This window comes from Finegoldia sp. P2-F-LR (genome assembly GCF_052932265.1).
The window spans coordinates 1-20,964 of record NZ_JBRFJF010000002.1 but is presented as its reverse complement, the minus strand read 5'-3'; the positions used below and the strand labels follow the sequence as shown (position 1 = coordinate 20,964).

The window sequence follows — 20,964 nt, the reverse complement described above, 5'->3', positions numbered from 1 at the left end:
AAAATGAAAATGGCACCTTAGAAGGTGCTATTTTAAATTATTACGAATCCAATAAAACTTACAATGAACACTATAATAGATAAGATATATTTTCTAGGATGTTTCCAAATATCCATATTAGTTTTTTGATTTTGTATATTAAATTTATTTTCTAAAATGAATGAGCCTATGATATCAATCAGGCATGTGATAATAATTAGAGTAACTAATTTAATGCTCAAATCCTTGTAATTTACGGCTAGTACAAGTAAATTAGCAATCGCAAAATAAATCGCTAAAACCTTTAGGTATTCTGAAGAAAGGCTAACGAATTTACTAGGTAACATTTTTGCATAATATTTAAGACCTTTTTCTGTTGAAAAAATTGTCAATAATGGAGAATTTATCGTAGCTACAGCCAAAGCGAGAGGAATGTTTATAGGTTTTGGCATTAATAATGAAACTAAAATCATCATCGATAAAATGGCTAGAGTATTCACCCAATATATTTTCTCTGCAAAAATGAATTTCAAGAAATAATTTGAAATATTAGCATTACCAATTACATTTGAATCATTACTGTTTACAATGATTTTCTTAAATAAAACAAAGTATGAAATTACACAATAAATTATAGCTTCTATTAAAAGTATGGCAATTGATATGAGCTCTAATCCAAAATTTTTATCAAGAAAATAAAGGCTTGCAATAATTAACAGCGATACGATGACAAATATTGTCTTTTCTGATTTAAGGATATTAGTAGAATTGTATACTAAAGCGATATTACAAACGATTAGGCCTATTATGAATATGAAACAGTAGTTGTAAACATTTGATTTCATCAAAAATAAAAATATAAATATTATCGACATTTTTCTAATAATCGTGTCAACAATGAGTGCTGATAAAAACCCGAAATTTATTTTTTCTCTACTAAAAGGAAGTGCATAGTAAAGCAAAATATTATCGGAATTCGAGAAAGATTTTACAAAAAAATAAGTCGTACTGAGTAGTGCCAAGAAAATGAAGTATAAGAAATTTATATTAATACTCACACTCAAAAATCCAGGTTGTTTATCCATTAAATAACTCACACCAATAAAAAACAACACACAAGTTAGAAGATAATTTCTGATAGTTTTTCTATCGAGCATATCCTTAAGAAACACCTTAGTCATCTTCTTCACCTTTAAAAACCTTCATAATATCTTCCATGTCTAAACGTCCGTCTAACTCTTTCTTTTCTGACAAATATCCGTCTTTCAATAAAACAAGCTGATCACAAGACTCATTAATACTTTCCAAAATATGAGATGACATAAACACTGATCCGTACTTTTTGTATTCTTTAATTAATTTATATAAGAAACTTGTAGATTCAAAATCTAACCCGTCGACCGGCTCATCTAATAAAACTAAAGGAAGCTTCAGTGACATAGCAGCAATAATAAAAAACTTCTTCTTATTTCCAGTAGACAAGTCCTTGCAAGGTTTTTTTAAGTGCTTTTTGAAATTAAATTCCTCAATCATGTACTCTTCATAGCTTTTATCAAAATTTCTGTTATATGATTTGTGCAAAAAGTTGTTGTATTCTTCAAAAGTCCAATACTTAAATGAATTATCTTCTGTAAACACTGCTATCCTATTTAATTTAAAATTTTCATCAGAAAAATCAGAACCCTTGTCCATGAATTTCATATTTTTTACACTAAACTTAGGATGAATATCCATTAAAGTTTTTATTAGAGTTGTCTTTCCAGAGCCGTTTGAACCAACTAATGCCACATTTTCATTATTGTTTATATGAAAACTGACATCCTTTAAAACCAGATTACCTTCTTCGTACCATGATTTTAAATTTTCGACCAATAAAATTACATTATTCATATATACCTCCAGGTTGTCATAGCTTTCCTACTTATATAATTAAACACAAGCATCATAGAAATAATAAATACATGTAAAATATTTGTAAAAATATCGAAAATCGTGATAAATCGCTTATTTTTCACGAATAATCGGGTATAAATAAAAAAGAATACACGTGCAATTAAAGTGAGTGAAAGGAAAAGCAGTGAGGAAAAAATACAGGGATAAATTTACCAATCCCGAAATCGTAAAACGAATTACCACAATCTGTTAAGGATTATGTAAAGAAAAATATCAAACAAATCACAGTTGTTGGTGGAGAAAAATATGTTCTACAAGAAAATGTTGATTCACTAAACAATCTTATAAAATAACACACAAAAATCAGAGTTTTACACAACTCTGATTTTTTCATGTATATTTAGTTCTATAATCGCAAACTTTAGCAAATCGCAATGCTTTTGGAACCACTTCAAAATCCAAGAAATCAGTCGTGAAGATTTCTCCATCGACATTGACCATCAATTCTTTTTCGAATTTGATACTTCCTTTAGTCAATTTTTGAAAATGAATAAGAGGATGTGACAGATGAGCACCCTTTTTGTATTTAAAAATCAAAGGAATTATCTTGTACAAAGGCATTGTTTCTGCCAAGCACATTTCCAACACTCCATCGGTCAAATTCGCATATGGTGAAGGATTGAACCCTCCTCCGTAGAAACCACCATTGCAAATGGCACCTAAAAGATAATATCCTTTCAAATTCACATCTCCGTTTTGTCCGTTACTTGTACTAGATTCCAGCTTGTATTTTGGAATTTTAAATATATTTTGAAAAACGGCTAGAGGATATGCATTTGCCCTGAGTTTTGGGCTTTTCTTCAACAAATTATATGCAGAATTTAAAATCACTGTATCAAAACCAAAGCTTAGTACGTTCACACAATATCTTCCGTTGACTTTGATTAAATCGATATCGTCAATAACGGGCTTGATTGTGTTTTCGATTTTGAAGTTTGAATAATCGAAATTCTTGGAAAAATCATTCGCTGTTCCCGATGGAATAAGTCCCACACTGAACTTTGCATTGATTTCTTTCATTTTATTTATTACTTCGTTTAATGTTCCATCTCCTGAACACACATACAAAACGACGTCCGAACAATCGCAATATTTTTGAACGATTTCAGATGCGTGGTTTTTGTGTTCAGTTTTTATTATTGTATATTTCAAATTATTGCTTGAGTAACACTTCACAATTGAGTGCTCTAATTCTGAGAATGAGCCTGCTCCAGCCTTGCTACTCAACAAAAACACGTATTTCATTTAATCACCATTCATATTATAATATAAACATAAATACCTGTACATAGAATTTTACGCAAAGGATGATATCATGAATAAATTTTTTTATAATATAATTTACGTGCTGATAGTCGTGGCATTAATCGCTTTATTCGAAAGAATCTTCAGAAATAGAAAAAACAACCCTACGCTCAATAAAGTCTATAAAATAATTGTGGGAATTTTCTGGATAATCGCTGTACTCGTAACGGTTTTGCTATACTGGGCAGGTTACGGATATTTCAAAGAAGGAAACCCATCCGTTGCGACAAAGCTTTTTGTGTTTGGAATTTTGATGACTGTAAGCGTTGGTTATAAGATTTATACTTTGATTGGAAATAAAAATGGAAATAATTAATGAACTAAAATCTCTACAAGATTTTAAATATCGTGATTTTCAAGCAAAACTAATTCCTAATATCGACAAGTCAACGATAATTGGAGTTAGGATGCCTGATTTGAGAAAATTAGCGAGAAAAATCGATGAAGAACAAGTGCATATTTTCATGGAAGATTTGCCACACACATACTACGAAGAAAATATGCTTCATTCTATTTTGATTTCCAATATGAAAAGTTACGACGATTGTATCTATAACTTGGAGAGATTTCTTCCGTTTGTCGATAATTGGGCAGTGTGCGATTGTATTTCGCCAAAAATTTTCACGAAAAACACAGATAAATTAATCGGGAAAATAAAATTGTGGGCAAAATCATCTCACACATATACAGTAAGGGTTGCCATTTGTTTGTTGATGAAATATTTCCTCGATGAAAAGTTCAAGGTAGAGTATTTGAACGTTGCAACTCAAATAAAAAGCGAAGAATATTATGTGAATATGATGGTTGCGTGGTTTTTCGCGACAGCATTGGCAAAACAATGGGACGATGTTATATTCGTGCTGGAAGATAATTTGCTAGATGATTGGACACACAACAAAACCATTCAAAAAGCGAGGGAAAGTTTCAGAATAACACCAGAACAAAAACAATATCTAAAATCGTTAAAGAAAAGGAGATAAAATGCGAAGAAAAGATCGTGAAATCACAAGTTTTGATGAACAATTGAAGATAATTGATGCGTGTGATGTATGTAGGCTTGGGCTTGTGGATGAAGAGGGTTATCCCTATATTTTGCCGTTGAATTTTGGATATGAAGTGATTGACAGTGAATTGGTGTTGTTCTTTCATGGCGCATTGGAAGGCTACAAATACGAACTCATCGACAAGAACAACAAGGCTTCTTTCGAGATGGATTGCAATCACGATTTGTATTCCAATAGAGAAATAGGATACTGCACGATGAATTATTCGAGCATAATGGGAAAGGGTGTAGTAGAATATGTGACAGATCAGCATGAAAAATTCAAAGCACTAACTGTGATGACAGACAAATATCATACAAAACATTTTGAATTCAATCCAAAAGCAATTCCAAGAACTAGAGTTTTTAAATTAACAGTCACATCTATGACTGCAAAGCATAAAGAAATGAAAAGATAAACTTATAAAACACAAAAATTATTTTTCAAAAAAACTTGACAGTATAATTTTTACGTTGTATACTATAAGTGTAGTAAGTAATTAAGAGTAGTGAATCAAAGTTTTGTAAAATATTTTATTCTCTTAAATTAATTAGTTATCACAAAAAATAAAAAACAGTACAGTGGTACGGTTATTCTACGGAATAACAAGGAGGATATTATGAGTAACGGAACAGTTAAATGGTTTAATTCTACTAAAGGATTCGGATTTATTACAGGAGAAGACAACAAGGACATTTTTGTTCACCAAAGTTCAATCCAAGAAGAAGGATTCAGAACATTAGAAGAAGGACAAAAAGTTTCCTATGATGTTGAAGCTTCTGAAAAAGGCGACAGAGCAGTTAACGTAGTTAAATTATAATACAACAAGGTTCAATCAATTTTGGTTGGACCTTTTTTATTTTGAAAAAAATGGGTATAAATGTACTGTAGGAACGTCGAAATAATTTTAAATCAAGAAAGGACACAAAATGGCAAACACAGAACAAAAAATTATGGATTTAATTCCAGAAGAATTGAAGAACAAATTACCGGGATTTTTACAAGGTGGTGCACTATCAGAAATTGTAAACAAAGTAAAAGAACAACACCCTGATCTTTACAAAAAAGTTGAAGAATCAGAAGGTCAAATCCCAGAAGATGTAAAACAAAAATTGACAGAAGTATTCAACAACTTCACTCAACAAAAGTAATTAATAGGATATTCCAGTACGCGTGAAAATGTGTACTGGTTTTTTGTTTGTCAAAATATTACAAAATCTCATAAATGTGATATATTAGTATTAGATTTTAAAAATTACGGGAGGAATAATATGGATTTTGAAGAAGTAATCAAAAATCGATATTCTTGCAAAAAATATAGCGACAAAAAGGTAGAAAAGGAAAAACTGGACAAGATTTTGGAAGCTGGAAGACTAGCTCCAACAGCGAAAAACTTGCAAGAACATCACATTTATGTAATACAATCAGAAAAAAACTTGAAAAAAGTCGACGAAGTGACACCTTGTAGATATGGAGCAAGTACAGTTTTGCTTGTAACTTTTGACAAGACAAACGTGTTTACATATCCTGGTGATAGAAGAGATTCCGGAATAGAAGATGCATCTATCGTCGCTACTCATTTGATGCTTGCAGCGAAAAACCAAGGATTGGAAAGTTGTTGGATTAATTTCTTGGATCCAGACATCACACACAAGAAGTTCCGCCTTCCTGCAAAAGAAGAAGTGCTAATGATGTTAGACATCGGCTATCCTGCTGAAGATTCTGAAATCAATCCACTTCACGACAAAAGAAAAGACTTGTCAGAAACAGTAACATTTATTTAAACAATACTTAATCTGGAGATTTAATGAATTTAAAATATAACGAAATATTAGTTAGAAACGCCTCTTTGGAAGATGTAGCTAATTTATTAAAATGGTGGAATGATGGCAGGGTAATGGAACATGCAGGATTTCCTCTTGGACTAAACACTACCGATAACAGAGTTATACAAAATATTAAAAATCACGACATGATAAATAATGCTCTGTTGATAATTGAATATAATAAAATTCCAATTGGGGAAATGAATTACAAGAAACTTGATGATAAATCGGTGGAGATTGGAATTAAAATTTGTGAAGAAGAATATCAAAATAAAGGTCTGGGAAAAATTATTTTAAGTTTATTAATCAGTGAGTTGTTTTCAAAAGGATTTGAGAAAATAGTATTGTCAACAACTGTTGAGAATAAAAGGGCACATCATGTTTATGAAACATTAGGCTTTGTCAATACCGAAATTAAAGAAAATTCGTGGACAGATCAATTGGGGAACATTCGCTCCTCTGTAATATATGAACTAATTGAAGAAAATTTTAATAACCAATTAACAAAACGAATAGAAGATTAACCAGCAAAACGACTCAGTCACATTGATGACTAAGTCGTTTTTAAATTGCTCACTTGGTAGAAATAGTTTGCCAATTCTTCGGTGCTTTCCACGCCACCTTTTCTAATCCAATGCAAAATAATTCCTGAATTCAACGACAAAAAAACCTCCGTCGAATAATCTTTCGGCAAAAACGGGTGATTGCCAATCGAATGCTTCAACTCCGGAAGTGTTTCAATCAGCGCCAACAAAAACTTCCTCAACATATCATTGATGTAGTTGTAGCTATTCATCGTCAACGCGTAAATAAAATCAAAATCATCCTTTACATAATCGATAACTTTTTTGATGATATCGTAAGAATATTTACTGCCGACCTTTTCCGACGTCAAAATCTCCTTCAATTCCTCGAAGATTTCCTCCACCAAATTATCCACCAAATCCATTTTATCATCGTAGTGCAAATAAAATGTACCACGATTGATGCTAGCCTCTTTCGTCAATTCGCTCACAGAAATATCGTTCAAACTTTTTTCGTTCAACAAAATCGTCAACGCTTTTTTTAATTTGTCCCTCGTATCCGTTTCTCTAATCATAAAATCTCCTTAAATGAACAAACTGTTCACTATTGTTTTGTTACAATTCTACTTTTAATATAAAATAATTTATAAGATAAATCAACACATTGTTCATATAAGAGGTGACACATGGCATACATTGAAATGAAAAACAGCTACAAACGCTACAAATCAGGACAATCTGAAATAATTGCAAACAACGACATATCGTTTGAAATAGAAAAAGGAGAATTGGCGATCATTCTCGGCTCATCAGGAGCGGGCAAATCAACCGTCTTAAATATTCTCGGTGGAATGGATACTAATGATGAAGGAAATGTCCTCATAGATGGCAAGGACATCAGTACATTCAACGAAAAAGAACTCACAAATTACAGAAGAAATGACGTTGGATTTGTGTTTCAATTCTACAATCTTGTTCCCAATCTAACTGCCAAAGAAAACGTGGAGCTAGCATCTGAAATCGTCAAAGATGCGCTAGATGCAACAGAAGTTTTACAATCAGTTGGTCTTGGAGAAAGAATCGACAACTTTCCAGCACAATTATCCGGAGGAGAGCAACAACGTGTCGCAATCGCACGTGCAGTTGCGAAAAACCCCAAGCTATTATTGTGCGACGAACCCACAGGGGCTCTCGATTATCATACAGGCAAGCAAGTTTTGAAAATCTTGCAAGATATGGTTAGAAAAGAAGGGGCGACTGTTGTTATCGTTACGCACAACCAAGCGTTGGCGCCGATTGCAGACAGAGTTATTCATATGCACGACGCGAAAATTCGTGATGTCGTAATGAATGCAAATCCACAAAACATAGAAACGTTGGAATACTAAAATGAAAAAGAAAACATTAAACAAGACGATTTTTAAATCGTTTATAGAATCTAAGGGACGATTTTTGTCGATAATGTTGTTGATGATGCTAGGATCCATGACACTTGTCGCACTCAAAGTCACAGGCCCCGATATCGACAAATCGGCTAACAAATACTACGAAGATTATAATTTGTCCGATGTCAATGTCATCAGCGATTACGGAATAACGACAAGTGATACGAAGGAGACCGACCAAATCAAAAACATAGCAGATGTTGAGTACGGATATTTTTCAGATGCGACGATAGATGACACGCCAACATCATTCAGAATTTTTTCTAATACTAAAAACATATCTAATTTTGACCTATTAAGTGGCAAATTTCCACAAAAAATCGGAGACATAGCACTTACCGATCAATACAAATCAAAATACAAAATCGGAGATAAAATCAAATTCAAAGAAAAAGACGAAGATAGCAAGATTTTGAAAAAAGAAGAATTCACAGTAACAGGATTCGTCAATTCTACAGAAATTGTATCCAAGACAGCTTTGGGAAATTCTTCTGCGGGATCTGGAAACTTGGAAGGATACGCAGTAGTAACACCAGACAACTTCGACACAGATGTCTACACGATTGTGCGTGCACGCTTTCACGATGTGCGTGGGCTTAATTATACAGACTCTGAATACACCAGAAAAGTCGACAAACATCAGAAACAACTCGATGAAATACTGAAAGATAACGGCAAACAACGACTCGAAGAAATCAAATCAAAGGCGAATGACAAAATCGCAAAATCCAAGAAGAAAATTGAAGATGCAAAAAAAGAAATAACTGATGCTGAGAAGAAATTATCCGACGGACAAAAGAAAATCGACGACGAAAAAGCAAAGCTAGTATCGGCACAAAAACAAATCGCAGACAAGGAGTCCGTAATCAAGAATTCAAAATACCAAATCGAATCAGCAGAAAGCCGTCTTCAAGCAACCAAGAAACAATTGGACGATGCGAAAGTTCAGATTGACAACGGACAAAAACAATTGGATTCTAAGAAAAAAGAAGTCGAAGCAAATAGAAAGAAGCTATCACAATCAAAAACAACTCTTGATGCCACAAAAGCGAAGTTAGATTCATCAAACGCCCAAATCCAACAAGGAAAAGCAAAGCTACAACAAGCAAAACAAAACCTTGAACAAAAGAAAGCAGAACTCAAAAAGCAGGGAATAAATCCTGAAATTGTTCCAGAAATCCAACAAGCTGAAAGTTCAATCGCAGAACAATCAAAAATGATACAACAATCCGAAGCTCAGTATAACCAAGGATTGGCGAAGTACAATCAGGGATTTGAACAATACAAAGCCGGAATGAAAAAAATTGATGAATTCGACACAGCACAAACTAAACTATCCGAAAAGAAAAAGCTCTATCAAAATTCTGTTGCGAAGTATAACGCTGGAAGAAATCAGCTTAACGCATCCAAAACAAAATACCAAAACGGAATAGCACAGCTGAACTCATCAAAAAAACAAATTCAAGAAGGACTGAACAAAATTTCCTCGTCACAAAAAGAACTCGACGACAAGAAAAATGAATTTGAAACAGAAAAGAAAAAAGCCGACGACAAAATCCAAGACGCAGAATCCAAAATCCACGACGCACAAATAGAAATCGACGGATTGTCACTTCCAAAATATTCGACATACACAAGAAGGACAATGCCTGGTGGAGATGGAATCAAAATGGTCGAAACGATATCTTCCGGAATTACCAAAGTAAGTAATTTGTTCCCGGTTGTGTTGTATCTTGTCGCAGCGCTTGTAACCATCACAACTATGACGAGATTTGTCCAAGAAGAACGAAACAATGCAGGAATTCTGAAGGCATTGGGCTACAATGATACTGATGTAATCAAGAAATTCGTGTTGTACGGACTGATCTCAGGAGGATTGGGCACGATTTTGGGAACACTACTTGGAACGTACGTACTTCCGTACATTTTGTGCACGTCGCTTTTGGCAAATATGACCATACCACCTGTCAAATATTATTTTTCATTTAAAATACTCGGACTATCGGTGCTATTTGCAATAATTTGCAGCGTGTTGCCAGCAGTTTACATCTCGGTAAAAGAACTAAGAGAAACAGCAGCACAGCTCTTGCTTCCAAAACCACCGACAAAAGGCTCCAAAATTTTCATGGAAAGAATTACACCGTTGTGGAGCAGAATGACATTCACACAAAAAGTCACAGCGCGTAACATCTTCAGATATAAGCAAAGAATGTTAATGACGATATTTGGCGTTGCAGGATCAGTTGCACTATTATTCGCAGGACTTGGAATCTCGTCGTCAATCAACGGTATCCAAACCAAACAATACGGACAAATCATCCAATACGATGCAGTTGTATTGAAGAAGGATTTCGTCACAGAAAAAGAACAAACGACAATTGACAATTTGCTTAAATCAGACGAAATACAAGGATACATTCCAATTCGTTTTGAAACCATAACAGAGAAAATCAAAGGCATAGAAGATGAACAAACCCTATCCATGCTTGTCACACATACGGACACATTTTCTCCGTATATTAATTTGGAACACAAAAACTCCGAAGACAAACTCAAAATAACGAATGACGGAGTAGTTGTCTCACAAAAACTAGCCGACTTGATGGATAGGAAAGTGGGCGACACCATAACATTGAAGGTTTTGAACGAAGACAGAAATTTCAAAATATCACAAATCACCAAAATGTACGCAGGACACTTCGTATTCATGAGTGACGATTATTTTGCAAAAGTTACAGGAGAAAAACCAACGAACAACAGCTATTTCATATCACTCAAAGATAAATCAAAATCAAGCGTTGAGAAAGTCACAGCCAAATTCATGGCATCAAATGGAGTAAAAGCAGTATCACAAAACACCAACATCATAATACAAGTACAAACTATGACCAACTCACTCACAAAAGTAATGACAGTGTTGACTATAATGTCCCTATTACTTGCCATGGTAATACTCTACAACTTAACCAACATCAACGTAGCAGAAAGAATCAGAGAACTATCGACTATAAAAGTTCTAGGATTTTTCAACAACGAAGTAACCATGTACATCTATCGTGAGACGATTTGCTTGTCGATAATAGGTATAATCGCAGGAATATTTGGCGGGAAAATATTGCACAAAGTAATCTTGGACAAAGTCGCCCCAGCGGAAATATTCTTCAACCCGAACATCGAAGTGTGGGTATATATCTTACCGGTAATTTTAGTAATTGCTATACTCTACGCATTGGGAGTAATAGTCAACCACAAATTGAAAAAAGTAGATATGCTTGAAGCATTAAAATCAGTAGATTAGTTATAGAAAGTAGAAAACCGTGTTTACACGAATATCTAGACTACGAAAATTAACAAATTCTAAGCTCATGAAACTAAAATCGCAAACTCGCTGACGCTCAAACAGTGCGATTTTTAACGTTTCATTTCACTTGAATTTGGAATAATTTTCTCCGTATGATATTCTAAGCAAACACGGTAATCTACTTTTTCAATTCTATATTCCCTCTATACGCCCCAAAAGCCCCGATAGTGTGGTAAAATAAACTAAAGAAATTATCTGGATAGGAGAACCAAATGAAGGTCATACTCACAAGCGACATAATGTCTCCTGACAAAAGACAACTTAACAGCCAAAATGGTTTTGTCGACAAAATCCACGAATACATAGATGACATCAACTGCCTCTATATTCCATCAGATCCACACGCACCATTTCTAACACACACAATAAGCTCTCATCATAAAAGAGCTTTCAAGAAAAGTGGATTCACAGTCAAACGCTGGGAAGTGTTGTATCCTTTTAAAAAAAGAAAATTACAACAACTCATATCACATGTAAACCTCATCATACTTGCAGGAGGACACGTTCCAACACAAAACAAGTTCTTCCACGATATTCATCTTAAAAAATACATTAAAGATTTCGAAGGACTTTTGATTGGAATCAGTGCAGGAAGCATGAACTCTGCAACAGAAGTCTACGCACAGCCAGAAAATTTTGGCGAAGTCAAATCCACTCACTACCGTAGATTTCTCAAAGGACTAGGAATTGTGGATATATCTGTACTTCCACACTACAAAGAGATCAAACATCAACGAATCGACAACCAACGAATCATGGAAGATGTCACACTACCAGACAGCTACGGAAGAAAATTCTACGCCATAGAAGATGGAGCATACATCGTAGCCACAGAAAACATAATCTATGGAAATTGCTACGTCATAAAAGACGGCAAAATCAAAAAAGTATGTAACACTGGACAATCCGTAAATCTAAGAGGAGATTTTTAAATTAATGACAGAATTTTTCAGATACAACGAAGATACCTACACCAATATCAACATAACATTACTAAGACTATCATTAGTCCTAGTAATTTTTTTGGCATACAAATTCAAAAACAAAAACAAACTACTCAAACCAGCATTAATATTAGGATTATGCGGACAAATACTGCTATTCTCATGGTATGTAGGAAATAATACACTCTTCATCAAAGAAGGATTGCCACTATTTCATTGCAGAATATCCGCCATCATGATGCTGGTGGCATACATCCTACACAACGACAAACTCATGCGCTACTTCGCATGGATGGGACTCATCGGAGCTATCATAGCATTCACATTCCCAGACCCATCCAAATACTTGTGGCCACACGTAACCAACCTCACATACATCATCAATCACCTACTACTAGGATATTGTGCCGTGACAATATTATCCACAAGAAAAAGCGAGCTCAAACTAAAAGACTCACTCATGATTACAAGCGTAATGAACGCAGGAATAATGACAGTCAACCTAATCATGCACACCAACTACGGCTACCTCGTACATTTTCCACCAACAGTACCCGTACGATTCACACCAGCCGTAACATTCTTGATAATGTCACTAATCATCACATTCACAATCACACTCACAGACCATACACACAACAAAATCATTCACAAAAAACAAACACAACCACAACTAACTATGCAACAATAATTGCATAGTTTTTTTAGGAGAAACAATGAACACACACATCAAAACATTCGAACAACTCACAACAAAAGAACTCTTTCAAATCTATAAACTAAGAGTAGACGTATTCGTAGTCGAACAACAATGCCCTTACCACGAAGTAGACGACATCGACTTAGAAAGCTATCACATATATCTACAAGATGACAACAATGACATCTTATCCTACTGCAGACTATATCAGCAAAATGACACCTACCACATCGGAAGAGTAGTCGCATCAGAAAGACGCAAAGGATACGGCACACAAATAATGAAAACGGTAATCCAGTTTGCCAAGAAAAACCTAAAAGCCAATACCATAATCATAGAAGCCCAAACCTACGCCCAAAAATTTTACGAAAAATTAGGATTCGTTCAAACCTCAGAACCATTCGAAGAAGATGGAATCCCACACATACGAATGAAATACATCGTAAAATAAATTGGAACCAAAGCTCACCAAGAAAAAATCTTGGTGTTTTTCTTTGGAAAAAGAAAGATTTTTATAAAAATTACAAAAAAGTTACAAAAACTAATCAAATTTATACTAACAGTACCGATAGTGAACACCAAAGTAGCAAACACTTTAGCGTAACAGCGTAAAAACAAATCATATGATAGTAATCAAACGAAATATAAATCAAAATTTATTGTGCTATAAGTACCACTGCTAGTAAAATTACAATAATAAATTAGACGGATAAATATTTTCAGAAATAACACGATATTCAAACATATACACATACTAATTATATATAAAGAAAAGAATTTGGAATAATTAAAAAAAATATTCAGGACTAATGGCAAAAAATGACTGAATTAAACCAAAACCTACCAATAAAAACCAAGAAAATCCAGAATATTTTCATAAAAAATTAAAAAATCATCAAATATCCATTAAAAATATGTAAAAACATAAAATTTTCTCGAAAAAAGGTTGAAATTTTAATTCATTATTGTATAATAGTAATTACATAGACATACGTTATCATTCAGTGAAAGTTTACTAAGTTATATTTTAGGCAAAACAACATTGAACTTTTATTAAAAAGCTTGATTTATTAAATTATTTGATTTAAAATATAATTACAGAAAAACAGTCATAAATGATATAAGTTTAAGTTTATGAAGGTTAAAAATTTTAGGAGGAATATACCAATGAAATTAAACAAAAAGTTATTGACAGCAGCATTAGCTGGTGCTTTAGTTGTAACAGCAGTTCCAGCTGGAACATTCGCTGAAAAGAATTCTGCAGAAAACACTTACACTGAAGAATTAAACTACACTAAACAACAAGCAGCTGCGAGAATGGATCAATTAGCAAAACAAATCGCTGAACTTTCAGCTAGAAGAGCAGCTATCGTTACTCAAGAATGGGAAGCTGGACAAACTTCTGAAGGTTTAATTGAAAAATTACAAAAAGAAGAAGCAGCAGCTAAAAAAGCTTACGAAGCAGCAAAAGCTAACTATGAAGCAGCAGCTAAAGCTTGGGAAAATGCAAAAGACGCTCAAGAAAAAGCTAGATTAGCTAAGAGAAAAGCTATTGATGCTTACGACGCTAAAGTTGGCGAATATGAAAGATTAGTAAAAGAAGCAGAAGCAGCTCGTGATGCAGCTAAAAAAGAAGCTAAAAGAAAATTTGATGATACTATTGCAAACAGTAACAGAAAATTTGAAGTAGCTCAAACAAATGTTGACAGAGCACAAATTGAATTAAACGCTGCTAAAAAAGCATTAGCAACAGTTGAAGATGATGAAGAAAATGTACCAGAAGGAACAAATGCACAAATCGCTCAAGCTAAAAAAGCTGTAAGAGATGCTCAAGCTAGACTTGCTCAAGCAGAAAATGAAAAAGCTAAAGCTCATGACGAAAAAGTTGAAGCTCATGCTGCAGCTGGTAAAACTTTAGAAAATGCTATAAAACAAGCTGATACTTTATTCCAAGCTAAACTTCAAGAATTAAACAAAAAATATAGATTAAACGATAACTATGGAGATGCAGCAGCTGAATTAACTCTTATCGAAAGAGCTAAATTAAAAGCTATCAAGGATTTCGATAATGCAAGAGCAAACGCTGAAGTAGCATTCAGAAACTATTTAGCAGCTGAAAAATCTTATGATGCAGCTTCAAAAGCTTATGCAAAAGCTAACCAAAGAGCATACAAAGTTACTGAAGAATTAAAATCAATTGAAAAACAATTAAAAGAAAAATATGTTAGAATTAACATTATCTTAAAAGATCAAAATCAAGGAATTAATTCTTTAGCTGGCAAATTAGATGCTGACATGATCAAAGAAATCGAAAACTTTGCTGAATTAAGCAAGAGCGAACAAGCAGCAGCTATTGCAAAATTACAAGCAGAATTAAACAAACTTAAAGAAGAATACGATAAAACTAAAGATGAAATCAAAGAAGTTAAATCAGTTTACACTTACAAATTCGCAGTTAAAGATACAACTGGTAAAGGTGTACAAGGATTAACTTTACAATTCACAAACATCGAAGATAGTACAAAAGTTTACAACGGAACTTCTGATGAAAACGGAGACATCGTTGTTAAAGGTATTGCTGAAGGAACATACAAGATTGCTGTAACTCACATTCCAACAGGATACAAAGTAGTTCAAAAAGGAAAAATGGTTTCTGAAGTTAAAGGTTTATTCAGACCAGAAGCTGAAGTAAAAGCTGAAAATAACGTTGAAGAAGCTAAAAAAGACGAAGCTAAAAAAGAAGCTGAAGTTGAAATTCCTGAATATGTAACTATCAAGGGTGGAAAAGAAGACAAAAAAGAAGAAAAAGAAAACAAAGATGAAAAAGTTGTTGATGGTGGTACTATCGTAGTTGAAAAAGAAAAAGACAACAAAGACAACGAAAAGAAACCAGAAAACAACAAAAAACCTGAAAAACTAGGAAAAGAAGATAACAAAAAACCAGCTAAACCATCTAAAAAAGAAAAGGCAGAATTACCAAAAGCAGGTGCAGCAGCTGAAGCAGCTACAATAGCAGCAGCAGCTATGGCTACTATGGGTGGAGCTTATCTTTCACTTAAAAAACGTAAATAATTTACGCAAATAGATTATACTAAAAAGATTTAGAGAGGACATATGTCCTCTCTTTTTTATGTAATGGATTGGTGACTTAATTTGAAATAAATTTTCGGGTTAAAATAATTCTGTCCAAAAATCTCAAAAATCATAAAAATTCATATTGCTTGGAAAACCACTTTATTTATATGAAAACATTGACACTTTTATTTTAATTAAGTCTAATTACTAAATTAAATTGATAATAACAATTCATTTTACAATTTAAAACTAAATAGAATTAACATTACTAGTAAAAAAATAATGTTTAAAACAATATAAACTTAACAAATCAAACAAAAAATTAATATCTTTAACTAATTTCTAAAATAACCATAATTTTTAAAATAAATGGTGTTTTTTGCTAAATGTGATAAATAAGAATAAAAAAGAATAACGATACACAATTTAACACGATAAAAAAATATGCACAAATGTTATCATAGACAGGTTGACCAACATGTAATCCCTATGAATCAGGATAATCCAACAAATAATAGAATTGTTTCATTTACTTCGATTATGGTTATATATGGTTGCAATTTTTATTCATTGTGATAAAATATCCATACGAAGAGTTGATTTTTTTATTTAATGCTAGAAAACTTTTGGACAGATTAATCATTTTGTACATTAGTTTACAAGCCAATTCCCGGGCTTTGCATTATTTAAAAAATAAAATTCTTAGTTCACAATTGTTGTGGTTTGCTTTTTGAAATGAAATTAATAGGGAAATATTACAAAAATTAAACAATTTTTGATAAGAAATTTTATTTTTGTTACAAAAACTAACAACCCAACAGAGAAAATGTTATAAGAAAGGAAAACGTAATGAATAACAAAAAGATTTTTGAAAAAATCATTACTGAAAAAAGAGCCAAAAGCTCTAACGAAAGACCAAAATACGGTCTTAGGAAACTAACAGTAGGTGTAGTTTCATGCCTTTTAGGTTACATGATGTTCTTCACACCTAACGTTGTTGCAGCTGAAAAAGTTGACCAACCACAAGTTGTAGAAGCTGTTGAATCAACAGAAGTTAACAACGGTGAAAACGTTGAAAATGAACCAGAACAACCAAAAGAAAAACCTGCTGAAATTGCAGAAACTGCAGAAACTGAAAAACCAGTTCCTCATGTAGAAGCTTATTCTTCAAATGCAAAAGAAACAAATGCACAAGATAGAACTGTTAGAACAACTGCTGAAAAAACATCTGAAACAGAAACAGAAGGAAAAACAGAACAAGCAAAACAAGCAGATAGTTATGTACCTGAATTAGAGGCTATCAAAGTTGTAAAAGGTCAAAGTGTAGAAAACTACAGAAAAGCTTTTAAGAACCTTCCAGAAGATGCAACTATCAAAGTAATCAACAAAGCAGACACTAATGAAGCTGGAGAAAAAATCGCTACAGTTGAAATTACTTTTGCTGACCAATCAAGAAAACAAGAGATTATCACAGTAAAAGTATACAAAACACAAGAAGATCTTGATAAGGAAGAACTTGATAAGACAGGATTCGAAATGAGTACAACAGGTGCTGAAAATAGTAAGCAACAAGCAGGTCAACCAGCGTCTGAGGAATTCGTAGAAGAAAAAGCAAAGGAAAACTGGGACAAGGACGTACAAGATAAAAGTCGTTGGGCAGTTGGTAAAGACCAAAGACTAGCTAGAGTAGGTACTGGCGATCCAATTAAGATGAGCGACATAGACTACGATGGGGTTTTTGAAGATGCTGAGGGCAATACAGTTATAAGGCTTGTATATAAAGAAAGATCAGCTTCAGCTACAGGAGTGTGGTATAGGGCAAGGTTTAACTTTGGTGAACTTGACCAATATATAGACTATGATAAGTCCTATGTAGTTGATCTAAATACATTCGGAAATGAGGAAGGTACCCTAAAATTAACTCCAGTAAATGACCGAAAAGAAAGAGAATTTGACCTCGGAGTAGCTAGACATGATCCTACAGATGCTAGGCTTAACCTACCTATCAACCTTGTCTTAAAGAAAGGAATGACAGTAGCAGACTTAGCAAACAAGAACTATACTGTCCAAATGAGGTTAACTGATGCAGATGGTAAGAAAATATATGCTTATGCTCCTGGAAAAACATCCATGGACTACTCAACCTATACTAAGACTACATCTGTAGCTATAGAAGATAATATCAACAACACCTTCCTAAAGGGTGGAAAGCAAAAAGATGGCAATAATGCAACAAGTCAAGAAACATTTTTCTCAGAATTTATTGCCAACCCAAAAGAATACAAGGATGAGTCTCAACTAGGTATAATAAGGACCCAATATTATGGAGTCAGGTCAGGTACAGCAGCCTCTCCAACAGTAGGTGGACAACAAATTGGATTTACCCAAGTATTTGATGCAAATCTTGTAAAATTCTTAAAAGCAGATGATGATGGTAATGTTGCCTATGTCAACCTCCTTACAACTGCAAGAGAGGTATCACCTTATGCACACAGATTTGGTATTAAAAAAGAAGATATCAACTATACCAAAGACGGTAAAAAAGCTTATATAGTTATAGCTCCTAACGCTTATCAAAGACCAGGGGATCCTGATTTTAAGAAAGTAGAAGTTGAAAAACACGACCAATACACAATGCTAAATGGATTCTATATCTCTGCAATTGACTATGTAGTGGATAAGAGTAAACTTGCTGAAACTTTTGATAAGAATAAAACTAGAAAACTAGACTATTCAATGATGTCTGGTTGGACCAATCCTAATAATGAAGGTTGGACTGTTTATGAGAAAAAATATGACCATGAAGTTGTAGCTGAAAAAGGTGAATCATTCTTAATAAACACAAACACTATGCCAGAGGGTGGCCAAATTATGATTAAGATTGGAGATAAAGACCAAGCTTTAATCAGAAAACAACAAGGTTACTACACTTATAAAGTTGGTCCAGATCTTGGTAATTCGATTGAAAAAATAGAGGCAATCACCAAAGATGGCGTATTTAAAATTACCCTAAGAGAAGGTGCAAAAATAGAAGCTGGCGACACTCTTAAGGTCTACCTTCCTTATTCACCTAATCATGATGTTCCAGTAGGCTTTTTTGAAGTAAACAATGCTACTACCGAGCTTGACAAAGGTGCAGCTACCCTTACAAAGCAAAAAGATAGCTATATCAATATGCACCTTTACACAGATCTTCCTAAGGGAGCATCCTTTAAGATAAAATACACCTTAAAAAATGGTACAGATAGTTCTTTAATAATTACTAAGGGTGGTCCACTTGGTGGAAAATGGGTTTATAATGACACAGATAAAGTGTTGACAGGAGCAATAAATACAACAACAGGTAAAACAGGTGGAAACTTCTATATTAATCCAGGACAACTAAAACCAGGAGTAGATATTGTAGTCGAAGCTTATGATCAAAATGGAAGCCTAATTGAAGGCAAGACTTCAGCAGTTAGGTATTCAAACTTTGATAAGATTGACCCATACAAGGATCTAACTTGGACAGACGCATCTGACAAATTATCAATCCTATCAATAAACAAGTCACTTTATAAACCATACCAAGTTATCTTTACAAATGACTATGTAGACAACAATACTGATGACTTCTATAAAGATCCTCATGTAATGCCTACAGATAATGCTAACTTCATGACTAAGACATCCAAAATCCAAGGTTATACTAAGTATGATGGTGGATTAATAAGGATGCGTACTGAACTTATAAATAAGGTAGCACTTCTAGGTAAAACACAAGCTCTATCAGATGTATATGATGATAAAGGTAATCTAACAACTGATAATAGTTCTAAAATAAACCTTAAAGATGGAGAATATAGGGTTTACAGATATGACATTGACCTAAATGCACTAGGTACAATCGGATCTACAGGTACAGCATCAAGACAAGCAGGAGAAGAAAACACAAATAGTCTTGAATTACTAAAAGATAAGAAACTCTATTTCAATGCATCAGACGGATCCTCTTTACCAACTGAATTGGTTGTAACCAGAGTAAGAACTAGAATCTTATTTGATACAACAGAAGGACAATTTGCAGATTCTAGCAAAAAGTCAGTAAGAATTGCTCCAGATAACGTGAAATATCTTGACGATGCAGGCTATGTTGCAAACGGATTTACAGGTGACAATGTAGCAGCAGGTACAGGAGATACATTTGCCGAAAATCCAACAGCACAAGGAAAAACATTCTTAGGTTGGGTAACAGAAGCAGGTAAAACTGAATTAGGTAAAACTACTACAACTTCTAAAGCATTTAATGATTTAGCAGCTGATAAGAAATTCACAGAAACAACTCCAATAACTACTCACCAAGTAGTTTATGCAGTATGGTCAGAAGGAGAAAAATTAGTAACATTTGATGCTAATGGCGGTAAGTTTGACGATAATTCACCTACAAAGACAGATGATATAAATGACGGAGTTCAAGCACCAACACCAACTAAAGAAGGAAAAGAATTTGTAGGTTGGGCAAGCAAACCTGATGCAACAGAAGTGGATGTGGTTGTAGCAAACTTAACAGAAGGACAAACTGTTTATGCTGTTTGGAAAGATGAAGCAACACCAGCAGTAGATAAGAAACCACTTCAAGCAGAAGTAGACAAAGATGCTGCAACAAAAGCAGATGTAAAATATGCAAACGCATCTGATGAAAAGAAAACTGCTTATGATGAAGCATTAAAGAAAGCTAATGAAGTTCTTAAAGATGAAAAAGCAACACAAGAACAAGTAAATGCAGCTAAGAAAGCATTAGAAGATGCAAGAGAAGCATTAGACGGAAAA

At 33.7% G+C, this 20,964-nt stretch carries 18 protein-coding genes; 14 read left to right on the top strand and 4 right to left on the bottom strand.

Annotated features, from left to right (window positions below; genetic code table 11):
- Window positions 1–32: 32 nt before the first annotated feature.
- The 3 genes from ACU68W_RS01300 to ACU68W_RS01290 all read right to left on the bottom strand — a co-directional run bounded on the left by ACU68W_RS01300 (window position 33) and on the right by ACU68W_RS01290 (window position 3,177).
- A complete protein-coding gene (locus ACU68W_RS01300) occupies window positions 33–1,160 on the bottom strand; it encodes a hypothetical protein (protein ID WP_306479223.1) in 1,128 nt (375 codons plus the stop codon).
- Window positions 1,153–1,869 (bottom strand): ATP-binding cassette domain-containing protein, encoded by a 717-nt coding sequence (locus ACU68W_RS01295; RefSeq protein WP_278735966.1) that lies wholly within the window; start codon window positions 1,867–1,869, stop codon window positions 1,153–1,155. Before ACU68W_RS01295 ends, ACU68W_RS01300 begins: the two co-directional genes overlap by 8 nt.
- Window positions 1,870–2,262: 393 nt before the next feature.
- Entirely contained in the window at window positions 2,263–3,177 is a 915-nt protein-coding gene (locus ACU68W_RS01290) for a diacylglycerol/lipid kinase family protein (protein WP_446755972.1), read from the bottom strand.
- Window positions 3,178–3,247: 70 nt separating this feature from the next.
- Here ACU68W_RS01290 and ACU68W_RS01285 point away from each other — a divergent pair, with 70 nt between their 5' ends.
- From ACU68W_RS01285 to ACU68W_RS01255, 7 genes are all read left to right on the top strand, one after another.
- Window positions 3,248–3,553, top strand: a complete 306-nt coding sequence (locus tag ACU68W_RS01285; protein ID WP_094225092.1) for a hypothetical protein — start codon at window positions 3,248–3,250, stop codon at window positions 3,551–3,553.
- Window positions 3,540–4,217: a DNA alkylation repair protein gene (locus tag ACU68W_RS01280; protein WP_446755971.1), complete on the top strand. Its 678-nt coding sequence runs from the start codon at window positions 3,540–3,542 to the stop codon at window positions 4,215–4,217. Before ACU68W_RS01285 ends, ACU68W_RS01280 begins: the two co-directional genes overlap by 14 nt.
- A gap of 1 nt (window position 4,218) precedes the next feature.
- Window positions 4,219–4,698: a pyridoxamine 5'-phosphate oxidase family protein gene (locus ACU68W_RS01275; RefSeq protein ID WP_311437485.1), complete on the top strand. Its 480-nt coding sequence runs from the start codon at window positions 4,219–4,221 to the stop codon at window positions 4,696–4,698.
- A 201-nt stretch (window positions 4,699–4,899) separates the two neighbouring features.
- Window positions 4,900–5,100, top strand: a complete 201-nt coding sequence (locus tag ACU68W_RS01270; protein ID WP_446755970.1) for a cold-shock protein — start codon at window positions 4,900–4,902, stop codon at window positions 5,098–5,100.
- 109 nt (window positions 5,101–5,209) lie between these two features.
- The gene (locus ACU68W_RS01265) at window positions 5,210–5,431 is read left to right on the top strand and encodes a hypothetical protein (protein WP_094223761.1); all 222 of its coding nucleotides are present in this window, start codon (window positions 5,210–5,212) and stop codon (window positions 5,429–5,431) included.
- 120 nt (window positions 5,432–5,551) lie between these two features.
- Window positions 5,552–6,064: a nitroreductase family protein gene (locus ACU68W_RS01260; protein ID WP_094204294.1), complete on the top strand. Its 513-nt coding sequence runs from the start codon at window positions 5,552–5,554 to the stop codon at window positions 6,062–6,064.
- A gap of 23 nt (window positions 6,065–6,087) precedes the next feature.
- The gene (locus tag ACU68W_RS01255) at window positions 6,088–6,630 is read left to right on the top strand and encodes a GNAT family N-acetyltransferase (RefSeq protein WP_446755969.1); all 543 of its coding nucleotides are present in this window, start codon (window positions 6,088–6,090) and stop codon (window positions 6,628–6,630) included.
- A gap of 29 nt (window positions 6,631–6,659) precedes the next feature.
- Here the strand turns inward: ACU68W_RS01255 and ACU68W_RS01250 are convergent, their stop codons facing one another.
- Complete coding sequence (locus tag ACU68W_RS01250) at window positions 6,660–7,205, bottom strand: TetR/AcrR family transcriptional regulator (RefSeq protein WP_446755968.1); 546 nt, start codon at window positions 7,203–7,205, stop codon at window positions 6,660–6,662.
- A 111-nt stretch (window positions 7,206–7,316) separates the two neighbouring features.
- Here ACU68W_RS01250 and ACU68W_RS01245 point away from each other — a divergent pair, with 111 nt between their 5' ends.
- The 7 genes from ACU68W_RS01245 to ACU68W_RS01215 form a co-directional block, all read left to right on the top strand.
- Complete coding sequence (locus ACU68W_RS01245; RefSeq protein ID WP_094207658.1) at window positions 7,317–8,018, top strand: ABC transporter ATP-binding protein; 702 nt, start codon at window positions 7,317–7,319, stop codon at window positions 8,016–8,018.
- Between the two features lies 1 nt (window position 8,019).
- A complete protein-coding gene (locus ACU68W_RS01240) occupies window positions 8,020–11,373 on the top strand; it encodes an FtsX-like permease family protein (protein WP_446755967.1) in 3,354 nt (1,117 codons plus the stop codon).
- A 275-nt stretch (window positions 11,374–11,648) separates the two neighbouring features.
- Window positions 11,649–12,368: a Type 1 glutamine amidotransferase-like domain-containing protein gene (locus ACU68W_RS01235; RefSeq protein ID WP_446755966.1), complete on the top strand. Its 720-nt coding sequence runs from the start codon at window positions 11,649–11,651 to the stop codon at window positions 12,366–12,368.
- Between the two features lie 4 nt (window positions 12,369–12,372).
- Window positions 12,373–13,071, top strand: coding sequence for a YwaF family protein (locus ACU68W_RS01230; RefSeq protein ID WP_094209013.1), 699 nt, complete (start codon window positions 12,373–12,375; stop codon window positions 13,069–13,071).
- A gap of 25 nt (window positions 13,072–13,096) precedes the next feature.
- Complete coding sequence (locus ACU68W_RS01225; RefSeq protein ID WP_446755965.1) at window positions 13,097–13,531, top strand: GNAT family N-acetyltransferase; 435 nt, start codon at window positions 13,097–13,099, stop codon at window positions 13,529–13,531.
- A gap of 716 nt (window positions 13,532–14,247) precedes the next feature.
- On the top strand, window positions 14,248–16,152 hold the full coding sequence (gene faf / locus ACU68W_RS01220) for an adhesion factor FAF (RefSeq protein WP_446755964.1): 1,905 nt from the start codon (window positions 14,248–14,250) through the stop codon (window positions 16,150–16,152).
- A gap of 852 nt (window positions 16,153–17,004) precedes the next feature.
- Window positions 17,005–20,964, top strand: a 3,960-nt coding sequence (locus ACU68W_RS01215; RefSeq protein WP_446755963.1) for an InlB B-repeat-containing protein, incomplete at its 3' end; no start/stop codon positions are given.

Coding starts and splice junctions, on each gene's coding strand:
- ACU68W_RS01235 (WP_446755966.1), top strand. CDS start 11,649: ATGAAGGTCATACTCACAAGCGACATAATGTCTCCTGACAAAAGACAA.
- ACU68W_RS01300 (WP_306479223.1), bottom strand. CDS start 1,160: ATGACTAAGGTGTTTCTTAAGGATATGCTCGATAGAAAAACTATCAGA.
- faf (WP_446755964.1), top strand. CDS start 14,248: ATGAAATTAAACAAAAAGTTATTGACAGCAGCATTAGCTGGTGCTTTA.
- ACU68W_RS01285 (WP_094225092.1), top strand. CDS start 3,248: ATGAATAAATTTTTTTATAATATAATTTACGTGCTGATAGTCGTGGCA.
- ACU68W_RS01250 (WP_446755968.1), bottom strand. CDS start 7,205: ATGATTAGAGAAACGGATACGAGGGACAAATTAAAAAAAGCGTTGACG.
- ACU68W_RS01230 (WP_094209013.1), top strand. CDS start 12,373: ATGACAGAATTTTTCAGATACAACGAAGATACCTACACCAATATCAAC.
- ACU68W_RS01255 (WP_446755969.1), top strand. CDS start 6,088: ATGAATTTAAAATATAACGAAATATTAGTTAGAAACGCCTCTTTGGAA.
- ACU68W_RS01225 (WP_446755965.1), top strand. CDS start 13,097: ATGAACACACACATCAAAACATTCGAACAACTCACAACAAAAGAACTC.
- ACU68W_RS01270 (WP_446755970.1), top strand. CDS start 4,900: ATGAGTAACGGAACAGTTAAATGGTTTAATTCTACTAAAGGATTCGGA.
- ACU68W_RS01245 (WP_094207658.1), top strand. CDS start 7,317: ATGGCATACATTGAAATGAAAAACAGCTACAAACGCTACAAATCAGGA.
- ACU68W_RS01240 (WP_446755967.1), top strand. CDS start 8,020: ATGAAAAAGAAAACATTAAACAAGACGATTTTTAAATCGTTTATAGAA.
- ACU68W_RS01260 (WP_094204294.1), top strand. CDS start 5,552: ATGGATTTTGAAGAAGTAATCAAAAATCGATATTCTTGCAAAAAATAT.
- ACU68W_RS01295 (WP_278735966.1), bottom strand. CDS start 1,869: ATGAATAATGTAATTTTATTGGTCGAAAATTTAAAATCATGGTACGAA.
- ACU68W_RS01280 (WP_446755971.1), top strand. CDS start 3,540: ATGGAAATAATTAATGAACTAAAATCTCTACAAGATTTTAAATATCGT.
- ACU68W_RS01290 (WP_446755972.1), bottom strand. CDS start 3,177: ATGAAATACGTGTTTTTGTTGAGTAGCAAGGCTGGAGCAGGCTCATTC.
- ACU68W_RS01265 (WP_094223761.1), top strand. CDS start 5,210: ATGGCAAACACAGAACAAAAAATTATGGATTTAATTCCAGAAGAATTG.
- ACU68W_RS01275 (WP_311437485.1), top strand. CDS start 4,219: ATGCGAAGAAAAGATCGTGAAATCACAAGTTTTGATGAACAATTGAAG.